Annotated in this window: 14 protein-coding genes; 6 read left to right on the forward strand and 8 right to left on the reverse strand. The window is 48.7% G+C overall.

The window, feature by feature from the left end; translation table 11 throughout:
- Positions 1–26: 26 nt before the first annotated feature.
- From ruvA to ACFSX3_RS20805, 4 genes are all read right to left on the reverse strand, one after another.
- Positions 27–650, reverse strand: coding sequence for a Holliday junction branch migration protein RuvA (gene ruvA, locus ACFSX3_RS20790; RefSeq protein ID WP_209994215.1), 624 nt, complete (start codon positions 648–650; stop codon positions 27–29).
- Positions 647–1,150 carry a crossover junction endodeoxyribonuclease RuvC gene (gene ruvC / locus ACFSX3_RS20795; RefSeq protein WP_209994214.1) on the reverse strand — a complete coding sequence of 168 codons (504 nt, stop codon included), beginning with the start codon at positions 1,148–1,150 and terminating at the stop codon, positions 647–649. The genes ruvA and ruvC overlap by 4 nt, the downstream gene beginning before the upstream one ends.
- Positions 1,151–1,412: 262 nt before the next feature.
- Positions 1,413–2,147 carry a BofC C-terminal domain-containing protein gene (locus ACFSX3_RS20800; protein WP_209994213.1) on the reverse strand — a complete coding sequence of 245 codons (735 nt, stop codon included), beginning with the start codon at positions 2,145–2,147 and terminating at the stop codon, positions 1,413–1,415.
- A gap of 88 nt (positions 2,148–2,235) precedes the next feature.
- Positions 2,236–3,486, reverse strand: coding sequence for a serpin family protein (locus ACFSX3_RS20805; protein ID WP_209994212.1), 1,251 nt, complete (start codon positions 3,484–3,486; stop codon positions 2,236–2,238).
- A 195-nt stretch (positions 3,487–3,681) separates the two neighbouring features.
- Here ACFSX3_RS20805 and fabV point away from each other — a divergent pair, with 195 nt between their 5' ends.
- Positions 3,682–4,872, forward strand: coding sequence for an enoyl-ACP reductase FabV (gene fabV / locus ACFSX3_RS20810; protein ID WP_209994211.1), 1,191 nt, complete (start codon positions 3,682–3,684; stop codon positions 4,870–4,872).
- Between the two features lie 219 nt (positions 4,873–5,091).
- Here fabV and ACFSX3_RS20815 read toward each other — a convergent pair whose 3' ends face one another.
- From ACFSX3_RS20815 to ACFSX3_RS20825, 3 genes are all read right to left on the reverse strand, one after another.
- Positions 5,092–5,802 (reverse strand): ABC transporter permease, encoded by a 711-nt coding sequence (locus ACFSX3_RS20815; protein ID WP_209994210.1) that lies wholly within the window; start codon positions 5,800–5,802, stop codon positions 5,092–5,094.
- Positions 5,799–6,644 carry an ABC transporter ATP-binding protein gene (locus ACFSX3_RS20820; RefSeq protein ID WP_209994209.1) on the reverse strand — a complete coding sequence of 282 codons (846 nt, stop codon included), beginning with the start codon at positions 6,642–6,644 and terminating at the stop codon, positions 5,799–5,801. The genes ACFSX3_RS20815 and ACFSX3_RS20820 overlap by 4 nt, the downstream gene beginning before the upstream one ends.
- Before the next feature lie 105 nt (positions 6,645–6,749).
- Positions 6,750–7,685 carry a LytTR family transcriptional regulator DNA-binding domain-containing protein gene (locus tag ACFSX3_RS20825; RefSeq protein ID WP_209994208.1) on the reverse strand — a complete coding sequence of 312 codons (936 nt, stop codon included), beginning with the start codon at positions 7,683–7,685 and terminating at the stop codon, positions 6,750–6,752.
- 109 nt (positions 7,686–7,794) lie between these two features.
- On the opposite strand from ACFSX3_RS20825, the gene ACFSX3_RS20830 reads away from it, so the two are divergent.
- From ACFSX3_RS20830 to ACFSX3_RS20840, 3 genes are all read left to right on the forward strand, one after another.
- Complete coding sequence (locus tag ACFSX3_RS20830; protein WP_379255456.1) at positions 7,795–8,256, forward strand: hypothetical protein; 462 nt, start codon at positions 7,795–7,797, stop codon at positions 8,254–8,256.
- Positions 8,257–8,363: 107 nt separating this feature from the next.
- Positions 8,364–9,518: a glycoside hydrolase family 88 protein gene (locus tag ACFSX3_RS20835; protein WP_379258623.1), complete on the forward strand. Its 1,155-nt coding sequence runs from the start codon at positions 8,364–8,366 to the stop codon at positions 9,516–9,518.
- Between the two features lie 582 nt (positions 9,519–10,100).
- Positions 10,101–11,066, forward strand: a complete 966-nt coding sequence (locus ACFSX3_RS20840; RefSeq protein WP_209994205.1) for an MBL fold metallo-hydrolase — start codon at positions 10,101–10,103, stop codon at positions 11,064–11,066.
- A gap of 77 nt (positions 11,067–11,143) precedes the next feature.
- Here the strand turns inward: ACFSX3_RS20840 and ACFSX3_RS20845 are convergent, their stop codons facing one another.
- Positions 11,144–11,971, reverse strand: a complete 828-nt coding sequence (locus tag ACFSX3_RS20845; protein ID WP_379255454.1) for a class I SAM-dependent methyltransferase — start codon at positions 11,969–11,971, stop codon at positions 11,144–11,146.
- A gap of 252 nt (positions 11,972–12,223) precedes the next feature.
- Between ACFSX3_RS20845 and ACFSX3_RS20850 the strand changes: the two genes are divergently transcribed.
- Positions 12,224–13,819, forward strand: a complete 1,596-nt coding sequence (locus tag ACFSX3_RS20850) for a DUF4435 domain-containing protein (protein WP_209994203.1) — start codon at positions 12,224–12,226, stop codon at positions 13,817–13,819.
- Between the two features lie 290 nt (positions 13,820–14,109).
- Positions 14,110–15,690, forward strand: a complete 1,581-nt coding sequence (locus ACFSX3_RS20855) for a GmrSD restriction endonuclease domain-containing protein (protein WP_209994202.1) — start codon at positions 14,110–14,112, stop codon at positions 15,688–15,690.
- Positions 15,691–15,717 lie beyond the last annotated feature (27 nt).

Raw genomic sequence — 15,717 nt, forward strand, 5'->3', positions numbered from 1 at the left:
TCTTCCTCACTCCGTTCTTCAGGGACCTATTTGGCGGTATACAGCAGCCCCAGCGCCTTCTTCATCAGCACATCCACCGGTCCGGTATCCGTGCCTTCCTGCTTCATCTTCAAGTACACCCGGTCCAGCTCGGCATCGGTGTAACCAAGCGCCTTCAGGGCGTCCCTGGCTTCTTCCCACGGAAGTGCCTCCGCCTTGCTCTGCGCTTCAGCCGCTACTGCGAACAATCCCGTCTGCAGTGCTGCTCCGCCGAAGCCGTCCAGCTTGTCCTTCAGATCCAGAATCATCCGCTGCGCCGTCTTCTTGCCGATGCCCGGCAGCTTCGTCAGGAAGGTGATATTCTCCTGATAGATGGCCGCGATCAGCTGGTCCGGCGTTCCGCCGGTCAGAATGCCAAGCGCAACACGCGGGCCGATGCCCGATACCTCAATCAGCTTGCGGAACAGCCGCTGCTCCTCGCGTGAAGGGAATCCGAACAGAAGCGTCGCATCCTCGCGGGTCTGATAATGAATGAACACAGTCACCGGACCCTCAGTCTTGGCAAAAGCATACGGGTTCGGGCAGAATACCCGGTACCCCACGCCCTGCACATCCAGCACAACATATTCCGGCTCCAAATGTGCAACCGGCCCTCTAAGAAAATCTATCATTTTCGCAATACCTCATTTAATTTGGAATTAAGACTCACGGAATGGGCATGGCATACCGCCACCGCCAGCGCATCCGCCACATCATCGGGCTTCGGCACAACTGACAGCTTAAGGAGCAGCTTGACCATCTCCTGCACCTGCTTCTTCTCAGCCTTGCCGTAACCGACTACGGCCTGCTTCACCATCATTGGAGTGTATTCTGCAACCGGAAGTCCGCGCTGCACGGCCGCCAGAATCAGCACCCCGCGCGCCTGCGCCACCGGCAGGGCCGTGGTCACATTGCGGCTGAAGAACAGCTTCTCTACCGCTACCGCATCCGGCTTATATTTATCAATCAGCTGCACCATGCCTTCATAGACATGCAGCAGACGCTCTTCTTCCGGGGTATGTGCCTCGGTCTGGATGCAGCCGTATTGGACCGGTGTTAATTTGTTGCCAACCTTATCTACGAAGCCAAAGCCGACAATCGCCAGCCCCGGATCAATCCCCAAAATGCGCAAGATCCTTCTCTCTCCTCTATGCCCGGGCGGATACTTTCAGATAGATGCCAAACCAGAATAACCCTGCGGGGCAAGCCCCAGACATCCATCCCTCCGGCCCTAAAGCGAACATATGTATTCCTTCCACCCATTATAGCAAAAAAAATTCCCCGGGAGACAAAAAGTTTGTCCCCGGGGAAATGAACCATGCATAACACAACAAAGACCCGCAGGCACCTGTGCGCCCGCGAGTCTTCATGCTAATAATTCTATAGTCTCTCCCTCACTCCGCATGCATCACCTGTTCCGAGGAATCACGCGCATAGTCGCTGAAGGTGGAGAGTACGCTGTTGTACTCCTCCAGATCCTGCACCCGGATGCCCTGATGAAGCTGCTCCCAGATGCCTTTGGGCAAAGAGGATTTGATCGAGCCCATGTCCATCTGGAAAAAGGTCTTCATGACCCGCTCCGCCTCGGGCGGTCCTTGGAACAAGGTCAGGTTGCCCTGCTCGTCCACTCCGAAGTAGGCTTCTTTTTTGGTCAGCGGAGACAGGTCGTTGACCCGCTGTTCCAGCCACAGATCCCCTTCCCGGCTGAACCAGCCGCTCCAGCCCGCATGCCGGACAATCAGCTCGCTTAGCTGGGCCGGAGTCTGCTTGCCGGGCAAAGTCTGCACCTCTTCACCGGCTACATAGAGCGTCTTGAGATGCACCGTTCTGCTAATAGCTTCCTTACCCACAGCCTTCAGCAGCTCTTGACTGTTCATCACGGCGGCATCATCGTCTGTATGTTTATATACGGCGGCTACAGCCGGTAAGCTGCTACCGGGTTCCAGATTCTTCCTTGCGCTGCCGCTCAGGAATGACGAAGATTTAAGCAGCGTGCTAATCTCTTCCGGAACCTGCATGCCACGCCAGGCGAGCAACGTCAGCACGAGGCACGCCGCACCTACCCAAGGAGCCTTTTTCCAGCGTCTCCACCGCCGCCACAGTTGTTTTTTCAGGCGAATAGCATTCACGTTAATCCCTTCATTCTGGTTTTTTCCTATTGTGACCTGTGAAGGGATCATTTATGCGTAAATGCTTGAAATTCATCCCAGCCCGAATTCAATCCGTGCGCTGCGGATTCTCAATCGCCCCAAGGAACAGCGTGGCTCCGGTCTGCGTGTCCCGGATCATGAACAGGAACGGCCGGTTGACGTTCATTTCAAAGGGCTTATCTGCAGGGGGCGCTGCTCCGGCACGCATATCAATTACAGTGGAAGCCGCCGCCTCCGTTCCCCGTTCGTTCACATCGATATAGGTTTTGTGGATGACCTGTTCAAAATAGATCGGGCTGTCCAAATCCGACATAAGAGAAAAATCACCCTGGCTCGGGTCAAAGGCCAGCTTTACACCCAGCGCCTGCAGCGCCTTGGAGAGCTCTGTCCCATAGCTGGCTGTAAACCTAGGCAGCAGCAGCGTCCCCAGGGTACTGGTGTAATCCTCATCTAGCGGCAGAGTCCCCTGCTCCAGTTGACCCACAAGCTCCGCGAGAGAAGATTGCTCACCCGGAAGGACCACTACCATCTCCATCTGTCCCTCTCCGTAGGGAAGTTTAACCGCCTGCCAATCCTTATGAGCTGCATACGAGAACATTCCGCCCCGCTTCATCATCATGACCTGCACTGCCGGTCCGTCCGGAGGATAAAAGTCCGCCTGCTTCGTAGCCGCCTGTTCCTCGAACACATCCGTCCAGCCGCCTTTGAAATACAGAGCATTGACCAAGACGGCCACAGCCTGCGGTCCCGGGGGCTTCGTGAGCATCTCTTGAATCTTGTCCCCCGTATGGTCCGCCACCCAACCGTTAATCTCCTTCACAGACTTCTCTGCTGCCAGGTCCGTAGTCTCAATCTGCGCACTATAGAAGTCCTCACCGGTCTTGAGATAGTCCCTGCGCAGCGGCAGGCCCTTCATACCCCAGACTGAATTCGCAATCTTCAGCTCCACGCCCGGTCCTCCATGATTCAAGAGCTTCATTAATGACTGATGGCCGGTATTCAGCTTCTGCCGTTCGTCCGGCGCATAGCCGAGCAGCTTCCCCAGCTCCTCTGCCGTCTCTCCGGCACTGCCGTTATAGGCCAGGGCCAGAGCGGCAGCGACACTGTACGGGGATATCGTCAGGTTCCCGCCCCCCTGCTTCCATAACTGGCCGAACAGCTTCACGCCCAGCCGATTGCTGCTGTCAGCCAGACCCGAATCGAGACCTGCTGCGGCAGCCTGTCTCTCCGCGTAATTCATGCCCGGACCCCCTTCACTGCAGCCGCCCAAGAACAGCACGGTTAGTATAAGTGCGGATAATCTTTTGCCCATGCCCATGTCAATCCCCTCCCTGAATTCATCCGTAACCTCTCTACCAAATGACGTCTCGGATTGGGAAAAGTTGCAAATTCATAGCGGCAGGCCTACTAAATTGCTATTCATTATATTGAAGGCTTATCTTTCTATGCCATCATTTGCTATACTCTATATTAACGAAAAAAGTTAAAAACTAAAACAAAGGGGATATCCTTGATGATTATTCAGCCAAAAACACGCGGCTTTATCTGCACAACAGCTCACCCGGAGGGATGTGCCGGACAAATACAGGAACAAATCGACTATGTACGGTCCCAAAAGAAGCTTACCGGCCCGGTGAACGTGCTGGTCATCGGCGCTTCCACAGGTTATGGACTGGCTTCGCGGATTGCCGCTGCCTTTGGCGCAGGCGCGAATACCATCGGCGTCTTCTTCGACAAGGCTGCTGAAGGCACCCGCACCGCCTCCGCAGGCTGGTACAATTCTGCTGCCTTTGAACGTGAAGCGGCCAAGCAGGGGCTGAAATCCTTCAGCATCGTCGGCGATGCCTTCTCGGACGCCATCAAGTCCACAACGATCGAGCTGATCAAGGCCGAATTCGGCACCGTAGATCTGGTCGTATACAGCGTGGCCTCCCCGCGCCGCACTCATCCGGTAACCGGTGAGGTGTTCTCCTCGGTGATTAAGCCGGTAGGCGAAGCCTACTCGAACAAGACGATGAACTTCCACACCGGAGAAGTCTCCACCGTTACTATTGAACCGGCTACAGAGGATGAAGTCCGCCAGACCATCGCCGTGATGGGCGGGGAAGACTGGGGCATGTGGATCAGCCAGATGCAGGAGGCTGGTGTGCTTGCAGACGGAGCAACTACCGTAGCGTACTCTTATATCGGACCCAAGATTACGCATCCTATCTACAAGGATGGAACGATCGGCCAGGCGAAGAACCATCTGGAGCAGACCGCTATTGCTTTGAATGATCAGCTCTCTGCCACAGGCGGCCGGGCCTTCGTCTCCGTGAATAAGGCACTGGTTACCCAGTCCAGCTCGGCCATCCCGGTGGTGCCGCTGTATATCTCCGCCCTGTACAAGGTCATGAAGGAGAAGGAGCTGCACGAGAACTGCATCCAGCAGATGTACCGCCTGTTCGCAGACCATCTGTATAACGGCGGTGAAGCGGCTGCAGACGGCAGCCACCTGATCCGCATTGACGACTGGGAGATGCGCGAGGATGTGCAGATCGAGGTCATGAGACGCTGGAATGAGCTGGAGACGGATAATGTGCCTGAGCTGGCGGATCTGGCAGGCTATCAGGACGACTTCTTCCATCTGTTCGGCTTCCGTACCGAAGGCGTAGACTATGACGCCGAGACAGACCCTGCCGTAGATATTCCTAGTATGGTGTAAAAGCTTGACTTTTGCTGTCCGCACAAGTGGAAACGGCTTTGCCGTCCTTTTAAAGGGCGGCATTCGTTTCAGCGAGAAATAGAAGGATAATTTATCATGTGCAACATATAAATTCTTATATTTGCGCAAAGAAGCCGTTCCCTTCCGGGAGCGGCTTCCTTTGCGTTCTATCCAGCCTTTAGCGCGGCCTGCGCCACGAATCGTCACAGCCCCGCCAGCCTATTCGTCCCGGAGCCGCTTCTGGTACAACACCACAGACACAAGGGTCAGCACGGCTGTCCAGGCCGCAATGATTAGAAGAGGCGACCACACTTCTGCCGCCGAATAACCGGCAGGGCTCAGGTTCAGCAAATGCACCAGCTGGCTGCTTGGCATGTAATCCAGCACCCCGAACACCGGATAATCCTTCGCCAGTACGGCACCCCAAGGTGCGCCCATGAAGATGAAGGCTACCGGGATGATCGATAAGGACGCATCCAGTAAGGTTTTGGAATAGAGACCGCAGATCGTCCCGGCTGCCGTGTAGAGAACAATGGAAAGCACGATCGCGGCTACGAATGCCCCTACATTCGCCGGCTCATAGCCAAACAACAAGGTAGAGATGGTGAGAACCACCGTAGACATGACAAAGACCAGACTGCTTTTCCCCATCAGCACATCCATTGTTGTAGCCGGTGTCAGCATGAGTGTACGCAGCGTGTTGCGCTCCTTCTCTTCCGCAATCAGGCAGGCTTGGGCGAAGCAGGTCAACAGAACAAACGAGCTGTTGAACAGAAATCCGGCCGCTCCCGGCAAGGATGCTCCTGCGCTTTTGAACAGCACCGCAAACAGAATTGGAAACAGCAGCATAATGGACAGCGCATAATTGCGCGAGAATTCCTTATAATCCTTCACAAAGATCGCGCTGGCCCGCTTATAGGAGATGTTCATAGCAACTCACTTCCTGTCATTTTGATAAAAATATCACCCAGGCTCGGTTCCTTCGTCTCTACCCGCTCAATGAGTCCCCGCTTCATCCAATCCGCGATCCGGTCCGCCGTGTCCCCGTCCACCGGAAGCTCATAAACCTCTCCGCTGGTCAGCTCTACCCGGATCAGGTTCTCACGGTGCTGCCGCTTCAGCTCCTGCGGAGAACCGATGGTCTGAATGCGTCCCTGATAGAGAATCGCTACACGGTTACAGAGCAGCTCCGCCTCCGCCATATCATGCGTGGTGATGAAGATGGTGGTGCCCTTCTCATTCAGATAACGTAAGCCTTTATAGATATGCGCTGAATTCACCGGGTCCAGTGCCGAGGTCGGCTCATCCAGGAACAACAGCTCCGGCTCATGGATAATGGCGCAGGCCAGCATCACCCGCTGACGCATCCCTTTGGACAGCGTGTTTGTTTTCTTGCGGCGCTCACTGCTTAAATTAACGAACTGCAGCACCTGATCCACCGCAGAGCGGGGAAGACCGTACAGCTTCCGGTACAACTCCAGATTCTCCTCTATGGACAACCGCTCGTACAGGCCGCTGTTATCAGTCAGAATGCCAAAACGCATCTTCTGGGCCGACTGCTGCATCGCCTCCGCCGGCTGATCGAATACTTTGGCCGCTCCGTCTGTAGGCTTCAGCTGTGCAGTCAGAATCTTAATCAAGGTGGTTTTGCCTGCACCGCTCGGACCGAGGAACCCGAAAATCTCCCCTTTTGGAATACTGAAGGACACCTCTGTCAGCGCATCTCTCGCCCCGAAGGTCTTGCGGACCTGCTCTACCTGAATAACCGCCATCTCACCACATCCTTATGTTGTTGATGACTTAACGTTATCCAGAATTCAGCCTTTCAGCCACCAAAACCGGGTGAATTGTACCCATTCCGGCCTGAACGGTACCTTTTACAGCTTAAGCAGCGCCTTAAGTTCCTGCAATTTGGAGCGGGATAACGGAACCACGGCCTCCTTGCCGGTGTTCAGCCGCAGACTGTAGCTGTTCTTCGTCCAGGTAATGATCTCGCGTACCTTTTGCAGATTGACAATGTAGGACCGGTGGCACCGGAAGAAGCCGAAATTCAGCAGCCGCGCTTCAAGCTGGGTCAAGGTCAGGGCACAGTCATAATGCTCACCGCCGACATGCACCAGGATAGAGCCTTCTACACTTTCAATAAAATCAATCTCGGGCGGATCAAATAAAATCACCTTATCCTCCCGTTTGGTCGAGACCTTCTGCAAGGTGATGTTGGCCTCATCCTGCTTCACTGCCTCCTGCTTCTCCTCTTCCGAATCGCGGATATCCAGCTGATGAAGCCCGGACCCGCTCAGCCGGTAGATGACATCACAGGAGATCAGCGCATCCTCCAGATTCGAGGTCAGAATGAGTATCCTTTTCTGCTGCGACAGGTCATCCAGTATCCGCTTCAGCTGGCGGCGGTCCTGCTCCTCCAGATAGAAATACGGCTCCTCCAATACGAGCGTGGACTGATGGGCGAAAAAAGCCCGTAACAGGGTAACATACACCCTTTTCGAAGAGCTGAGATTCATCAATCTGACCTTACGTTCCTCCTTCAGCGCAAAATAATCAGCCAACACAGCCGCTCGCTCCTCCCGTCCCGACATCCGGGTCAGAAACGAGATTAGCTCCTCTACCGTCAAGCGCATATATTCGTTCTGCCCGGCCCACGACAAATAATTGCCGGATTCCCGGGACAATTGCTCCATTAATAACTGCTTACGCCTCAAATCCGTGATAATACCAACCGAAGGGTTCGCAGACAGATCGAGTTCGAGCTTCGGCATAATTAATTCTCCGTCTTCATATATAGGTTGAAATTGCATATCTTCCTCCCGCTCCAGGCTCTCTAGGATATATAATGCAATTATAGAGTTATGCCATGTATTTGTCAGGTACGGCCACTATTAATGCACAGGAAGGCGGATTTCTGCGATGGGACTGCATGCTCAAGGATTTATCATATCTTTACTTGTATTACTGCCGAATCTCATATTCATATTCTTCCCGCCCCGGAGTGCTCCTGGCTCCCTGGACTCCGTCCCTCTGGTCTTCACGCTCCTGGAGCGGGCAGGCCAGATCACCTGCTTCATGATGCCCATTCTTTTCGGCCGAATGATTTCTGCCCAGCCCCTGGGAGCATCCGCTATACTGATGGCACTCTGCCTGCTGGTTTACTACGGCTGCTGGGTGCGCTATTACCGGAGCGGGAGAGCTTTTGCGGTGCTGTTCAAGCCCTGGCTGGGCATCCCCGTTCCTATGGCCGTCTTCCCGGCCCTCTATTTCCTGCTGCTTGGCGTATGGCTCCAGTCCTGGCTGTTCGTTGTTCCGGCCTGTCTGTTCGCCGCCGGTCATTTAGTCAACAGCTGGAGCGTCTACGGGCAGGTCCGTTCATAGCAGATCCGCAATATAACTATAGTTTTGCGCAACAAACCTACAGCTTGACCGGCTTATAATATGGTTAAGCACACTATAGCGATATTATGGAGGTTATGGCGGGTATGATGAACTGGGAGCAGGCGATTGAGCAGACGCTTACGACTACGCGGCTTAATGTGAAGCGATTTGGGAAGAGGTTTCCAATCGTAAGTATGGGGGACAGCAAATATCATCTGACCGACCACACCAACTGGACGGAGGGCTTCTGGCCCGGCATTCTATGGCTAAGCTATGAGTACAGCCAGGACCCGGAGATTCACGCTGCCGCTATCCAGGCGACAGATTCCTTCCGCCAGCGCATACTGGACGGGCAGGCGCTGGATCACCACGATATCGGCTTCCTGTACTCGCTGTCGGCCAAGGCCCGCTGGATTGCAGACAAGGATGAAGACTCGCGTCTGCTCGCACTTCAGGCAGCGGACCACCTAATGAAGCGCTGGCGCTCCGGTCCGCAGCTCTTTCAGGCTTGGGGAGCCGAGGGCGATGAAGACAACGGCGGACGGATCATCATCGACTGCCTGATGAATCTTCCGCTCCTCTGCTGGGCCAGCGAACAGACCGGCGACCCGGTCTATGCCAGGGCTGCCCGTATCCACGCCGAGACAAGCCGCCGCTTCCTGGTGAGGGGCGACGACTCCTCTTACCATACCTTTTATTTCGACCAGCAGACGGGGGATGCCCTGCGCGGAGGTACGGCACAAGGGTACCAGGACGGCTCCACCTGGACAAGGGGACAGGCCTGGGGCGTCTATGGCTTTGCTCTGGCCTACCGCAGCTTCCAGGAGCCTCATTACCTCGAAGTCTCCAAAAGAATGGCCCGCTACTTCGTGGAGCATCTCCCCGCCGACCATGTCGCCTATTGGGATTTCGATGCCCCGCAAGAGGATGGCACCCCGCGCGACAGCTCCGCTTCCGCCATCACTGTATGCGGTCTCTTGGAGCTGCTGGAGCATCTGCCGGAGAATGATCCGGACCGGGAGTATTTCAATGACGCCGTGAACAAGTCTATGGATTCGCTGATCAATCACTACTTCACCGCAGGCCATCCATCTGAGGAGGGGTTTCTGCGCCACGGCTCCTATTCCGTCAGAGGCAACGCCTCCCCGGATGACTTCATGATCTGGGGCGATTACTTCTTCCTGGAGGCGCTGCTGCGTCTTGCGCGGGGGGTTCCGGGGTATTGGTATGAGCGGGGGGACAGAGTACTATCTAGATTTTAAGGGGACGAATTAAGAACAAAATCATCCTGCGGCATCCCCATTGTGATCGGTTTTTCGACCATATTCGGCTGTTCGGTGAAATCAGCGAAGTCATTCCTATTACTGATCCAGAATATAGTCATCCTGCCGATGCTCCAAGACACTTACCCCCAACTTTATGCACAACTTATCCATATGGGACGCAAATCACAATTTCCTAATCAAGAACAAAATCACCCTGCGGGTGAACGATGCTAATGCCTTTCTCACCGGCCGCTTTTAAGGAGCAGTAATGTTGCACTTTTGGCAGGATTTCTCTATACCTTTTACGGGTTGAAGTACATTGTTGCATTATTTGCACAAATTTCGGTGTTTAGAGCAAGTTAGCGCTGAATTTGTTGCAGTTCGTGCAGGATTTCAGCATTGACTGCTTCTTTGGGGCAGTATTATTGCATTTTTGGCAGGATTCTTCTTCAAATTGAACCGTTCGTAAGCTCTTCGATATCGCCAATTAGCGGAAATAAAGTGGAGATTAAGTTAAAAGTTGTCTAGTGAACTTAGATAGCGTATAGTATATTCCCATGTTGGAAGGGAGAGATTACTATGCTGAACAGGATTAAATCATTTCAAGGCTCCAGGCATTTCCGTCTGCAATATGTTGCAGATAGCACCGTTGCAGCGGTTGCGGTTCCAGGCACAGGCTCACTCGCAAACGCGGCCATTATTGATCTGGGGGGACTCACTCTGGTGGTGGATACATTCGCTACGCTGGAGGCGGCTCAGGATTTGAAGGCTGCTGCTGAGCATCTCACAGGGAACCCTGTATCCTATGTAATCAACACACACTGGCACAGCGATCATACCACTGGCAATCAGGTGTTTGTGCCTGACGCCCAGCTGATTTCCACATCGGGGACCCATGAGATCATGAATACGTTCGCCAGAGACCGGGTAACCCAATACCAGAACAACAGAGAGAAGATGCTAGAGGCGATCGAAGAAGCAGAATTGCAAAGTCAGCAGGAGACGGATACTAAGCTGCAGCAGGAAATGGCCTGGGAGAATGCAACGGACCGTGAATTTGTAAATATGCTGCCGCAGCTGGTGCATACGGTGCCGACGATAACTTTTGACCGGCAAATGACCATTCACGGCAGCAACCGCAGCGCGCAGCTCATTACATATGGCGGAGGACACACACAAAGTGATGCCATTGTGTACCTCCCGGAAGATAAAATTGTCATCATCGGGGACCTCGTGCTCTCGAACCACCATCCGGTTCTGGCCAATGCTAACCCTCAGGAGTGGCTGCATATTCTGGAGCAGATTGAGCGGTTGGATGTGGAGACGATTATACCGGGGCATGGTGAGGTCTGCTCCCTGCAACAGCTTCATGAGGTGAAGGGATACATAAGCAGAATGATCGCCATCGTGACCGAAGCCGTTCAGAATCAGCAGAGTATTGAAGAGATTGAAATACCCGAAGAATACCGGGCTTGGTACTTCACAACCTATTTCAAGACAAATTTGAATAAGCTGTATGACCTGATTACTGCATCAGGGGAGTAACAGAGAGTATTCGATGTACATCTTATAACCAGACGAGGCAAGAAAAGAGAGCATATCTCTTCTTTTCTTGCTTTTCTCTATGCAAGCTGTGCCTTCCTAAGTACAAAACATAGCGTGTCTGCTCCCCCCGTATACGGACTCCCGCAACTATCATTGTAAACACTGTCCAGTTGAAATCCCCAAAGCAACACTTCATCCGCAAGGGTCTCCTGTGTAAACACCGTGTTCCAGATCAAATATTGATGAAGCTCATGATCGGTAAGTATGACGGTCTGACGGGCCTCCACGGTATGCCCCTCGAAGAAATAAGACGCTTCGAGACATACATGCGGTTCAGCATTCCAAAAACCTCCGTCTGGATACACCCTCCACGAGGTACTGTCCTGCTTACTCCAATTCGTCTTCTGCGTGAACACATCGAAGATAAACAGACCGCCTGGCTTTAAGGCACGGTATACCTTAGACAGCAGGGTTTTTCGCTCACTTAGTGTAAGCGCACCGTAATCACAATAAATCAAGGTGATGCTATCGAACGCTTCGGTATAATTCAGCTCCAAATAATTCTGATAGATATACCGGCTCCGCGTATCATGCTCTTGGGCATAGGCGATTGAACGTCTTGAGAAATCAAGTCCCGTTACATTATACCCCTGTTCAGAGAGACGCTTGGTATAGAGTCCCGGTCCACAGCCAAGGTCAAGAATACGGCTCCCCGGCGGGATCAGACGGCTAAGCCACTTCACTGAACAGTCAATATCGCTGTGCCTGCGGCTCGCCGCTTCCCAGTCCGGATTCAGATGAGCTTCCAACATTTGCTTCGAGATATGCCCGTCATTCCAAAAGGGTTCAACGCTTCGTTGCCAGAGTGCAGGTTGTCTAGCAAGTGAAAACAGGTGATTAATCATATGGTTTCCTTTCATAAAATAGCTTTCGGGCCGTTATACTCTCATTAACTCCCCGTACCTATATGGTATGCGATCCTCTATGTCTGTCTCCAGGCACAGAATGATTAAAATAAAAGTTGCTGTTGGGGTGGTGAACCTGTCATAAGTAGCGGCAAGTTTAAAAACAAATCATTTAATAGTTTTCATCAATTGGTATAATATAGTGAAGAGACTAACAAAGATAATATGATTTAAATTGACTGGGGGCATACTATGTACATATTTCCACCAAGAATAGATAATGATGCATTTGAACTAGAGGATTTTAACTCAATAGTCTTACTCGGAGCGAATGGATCAGGTAAAACTCGGTTTAGTGTTTGGATTGAAAATAATTGGGAAAACGTGCATAGAATATCTGCTCAGAAATCATTAAATATACCTCGTGAAGTAAGTACTAAATCTAAAGGGGTAGCATTAGAAGAGTTTTATTACGGCAATACCAATGAAAACAAAGATTGGTTAAAGAGGGACGGAAAACAACAGGTAAGGTGGGGCGGTAATCCAAATAACTTTCTTTTAAATGATTACCTACACCTTCTGACCTTATTGCATACTGAAGAATATGAAGCCTCAGTTGCATTTAAAGACAGTTACCAAGAGGGAAAATCTATAGTAAAACCAACCACAAAGCTTGATATAGTACAAAATATTTGGGAGGAAATCTTCCCTCACAGAAAGCTAGTAAAACTTGCAGGTAGAATTGACACCTATCCAACTGATAGTCCAGATAATAAATATAACTCTTCAGAAATGAGTGATGGAGAAAGACTAGTCTTCTATTTTATTGGTGTAGTTGTTTGCGCTCCAGATAGCGCCATAATTATTATCGATGAACCAGAAAACCATCTCCATAAATCGATAATAAAAAATCTATGGGATAAAATAGAATCAATTAGAAAAGACTGCAAGTTCATTTATCTAACCCATGAAATTGATTTTGCAGTTTCAAGAAATAATTCTAATTTAATATGGATCAAATTTTATGAAGGTTCAGATAGATGGAGTTACGAACAAATGACAGACAATGATAATCTTCCAAGTGATGTTTATTTTGAAATACTGGGGAGTAGGAAATCAGTACTTTTTATTGAAGGGGAAAAATCAAGTCATGATTACTATGTATATATGCAGATTTACCCTGAATACAATGTGGTTCCGTTAGGTAGCTGTGAAAAAGTAATAGAAGCTACAAAAGCCTTTAATTCTTTAATACATCTGCACCACTTATCCGCCAAAGGAATTATCGATAGGGATAGAAAGACAGATAATGAACTTAACGCCTATAAAGATAATTTCGTATATACTCCGAATGTTGCAGAAATAGAGAATATCTTCTTAATAGAAGATGTAGTTAGAACTGTTGCTATGATTTTGCGGAAAAACCCCGAAGAAGTTTTTGATGAAACAAAAAAAAGGGTTATTGAACTCTTTAAAAGCAATATTCATGATCAAGCGTATCAACATGCAATTTATCAAATTAAGACTAGAACTAACCATTTAATAAATATAAAGTATGATGACTTCCAAAATTTCCAGGATAACTTCATTGAAATTTTTAATAATAATAATAATGAGGAAATATTTAGTTATATATTAAAAAGGTTTGAAGGCTATATTAAACTAAATGATTATTCAAGTATATTGAAAGTGTTTAATCATAAAGGGATAATTGCACATTCAAGAGTTGGTGAAAATTGCGGATTACTGAGTAGGCAGTATATACCATTTGTAAAAAGAATTTTGAAAGAAAAAGATGAGGTTGGAGAAACACTGGTTTCAATAATGAAAAAATATATACCTATTTAGTTGCTTACTTAAGTCTTTCGAAGCTTTGAACGATTGCTAAATTTGAGTCATATTCTTTCGTCCAACACACAAAATAGTGCCGTTAACGAGAGTGAACAGATGACTAAGCTGTGGCTTGGAGAATTCGAGCTGTAAAGCTAAGTAAACTTGACGATGGGCAGGTAGAGGCATACATTAAAACTCTGTACACTCGACAGCAAATTTTTCTTAGCATTTAAGCTAATTTGTTAATTTAAGGAACAATGTAATGGAATATTTCTGGAAAAATATATTTCTTAGGAGATGGGCATTTGGCAGAACCACTAGCGATAAGAAAAGTTATAGAAAAAATCACATCAGGAGAAATCAGAATTCCTGCTTTTCAAAGGGGTTATGTATGGTCATCTGAGCAGGTTTCGTATTTGCTTGACAGTATATATAAAGGATTCCCTATAGGTACTATATTATTGTGGAGAACAAGGGAGAGATTAAAGGTAGAACGAGATTTGGGCAATTACACCCTTCCCGATCCGCGTAAAGACTATCCTATAGATTATGTACTTGACGGCCAGCAAAGGCTCACGTCACTGTTTAGTGTTTTTCAAACAGATTTAACCCCAAATCAGAATGAGGAATGGTTGGACATCTATTTTGATTTCACAAGTAGAGATGTAATTCAAGAAAGTAAATTTGTACCACTAAAGCCACAAGAATTTGATCCCACTCGTTATTTTCCAATGAATTGTTTATTCGATTCAGTAAAGTATCGGAAAGCGGCAGAAGGTCTTGATGCTGAAACAATAATAGTTATCGATAAACTTCAAGAGCGATTTAAAGAGACACTTATCCCAATCCAGATCATGGAAACAGAAGATAAGCATCATGTTGCAATTGTTTTCGAACGTATTAATAGATTCGGCACACAGTTGGATACATTCCAGCTATTGTCAGCTTGGAGTTGGAGTACAGATTTTGACTTACAAGATGAATTCTCTCAACTTGCCGAAGAAATAGAGCCGTTTGGATTTGGGGATCTGTCTTTCGATAAAGATTTACAATTAAAATGTTGTAGCGGTGTTATTTCCGGAGATACAGCCCCTGCTGCAATTATAAATTTAAAAGGGGAAGAGGTTAGAAATAACTTCACTAAAATAAAGAATGGTATTAAATCAAGTATTGACTTTCTTCAAAAGGAACTAAATATTTACTCACTCAAATCAATGCCATACCCAGCAATGATTGTTGCTCTTACAAGATTTTTTGCAACAGAGAAAGATAATGGAGTTTTATATACCGAAAAACAACGAAGGCAGTTAGTAAGATGGTTTTGGAGGTCTTGCTTTTCACGTCGATATTCAAGTGGAGTTACCGATGCACATAAGGCAGATTTACGTGCCATGGATGAGTTACGAAAAAATCAAGATTACGACATTGCGAGTTTTGATTGTAGCGTAAATGCATCCTTTTTCCTGAGTAATCAGTTTAATGTGAACACTGTTAATACTAAAACCTTTATTACTATGCTAGCTCACAGAGGCCCAAGATCATTCATTTCTGGCGCAAAAGTTGATTTAAGTAAAGTTTTAAAAAATGTTAGTAAAAATGAATTTCATCACATTTTTCCTGTAAATTATTTAGAGAATACTTTGAAATTAAGCAACAAAAAAGATATCAATTTACTCGCAAATATGTGTTTCTTAAACAATTCTGATAATCAAAAGATAAAGGACAAGCCACCCTCAGTGTACAAAATGCTAATTGATCCAATTAATTTACCAACAATTTTGGAAACAGGATTTTGCCCTGCTGATGCTTTTGATATTGATTATGACAGATTTTTAGAAAAAAGAGCTCATAATCTTGTCGAATACGCAAGACAAATTATAAATTAAGAAAAAGCACCTTAAAAGGTGCTTTTT

Source organism: Paenibacillus rhizoplanae (assembly GCF_042684125.1).
GTDB classification, from domain to species: Bacteria; Bacillota; Bacilli; order Paenibacillales; family Paenibacillaceae; genus Paenibacillus_AQ; species Paenibacillus_AQ rhizoplanae.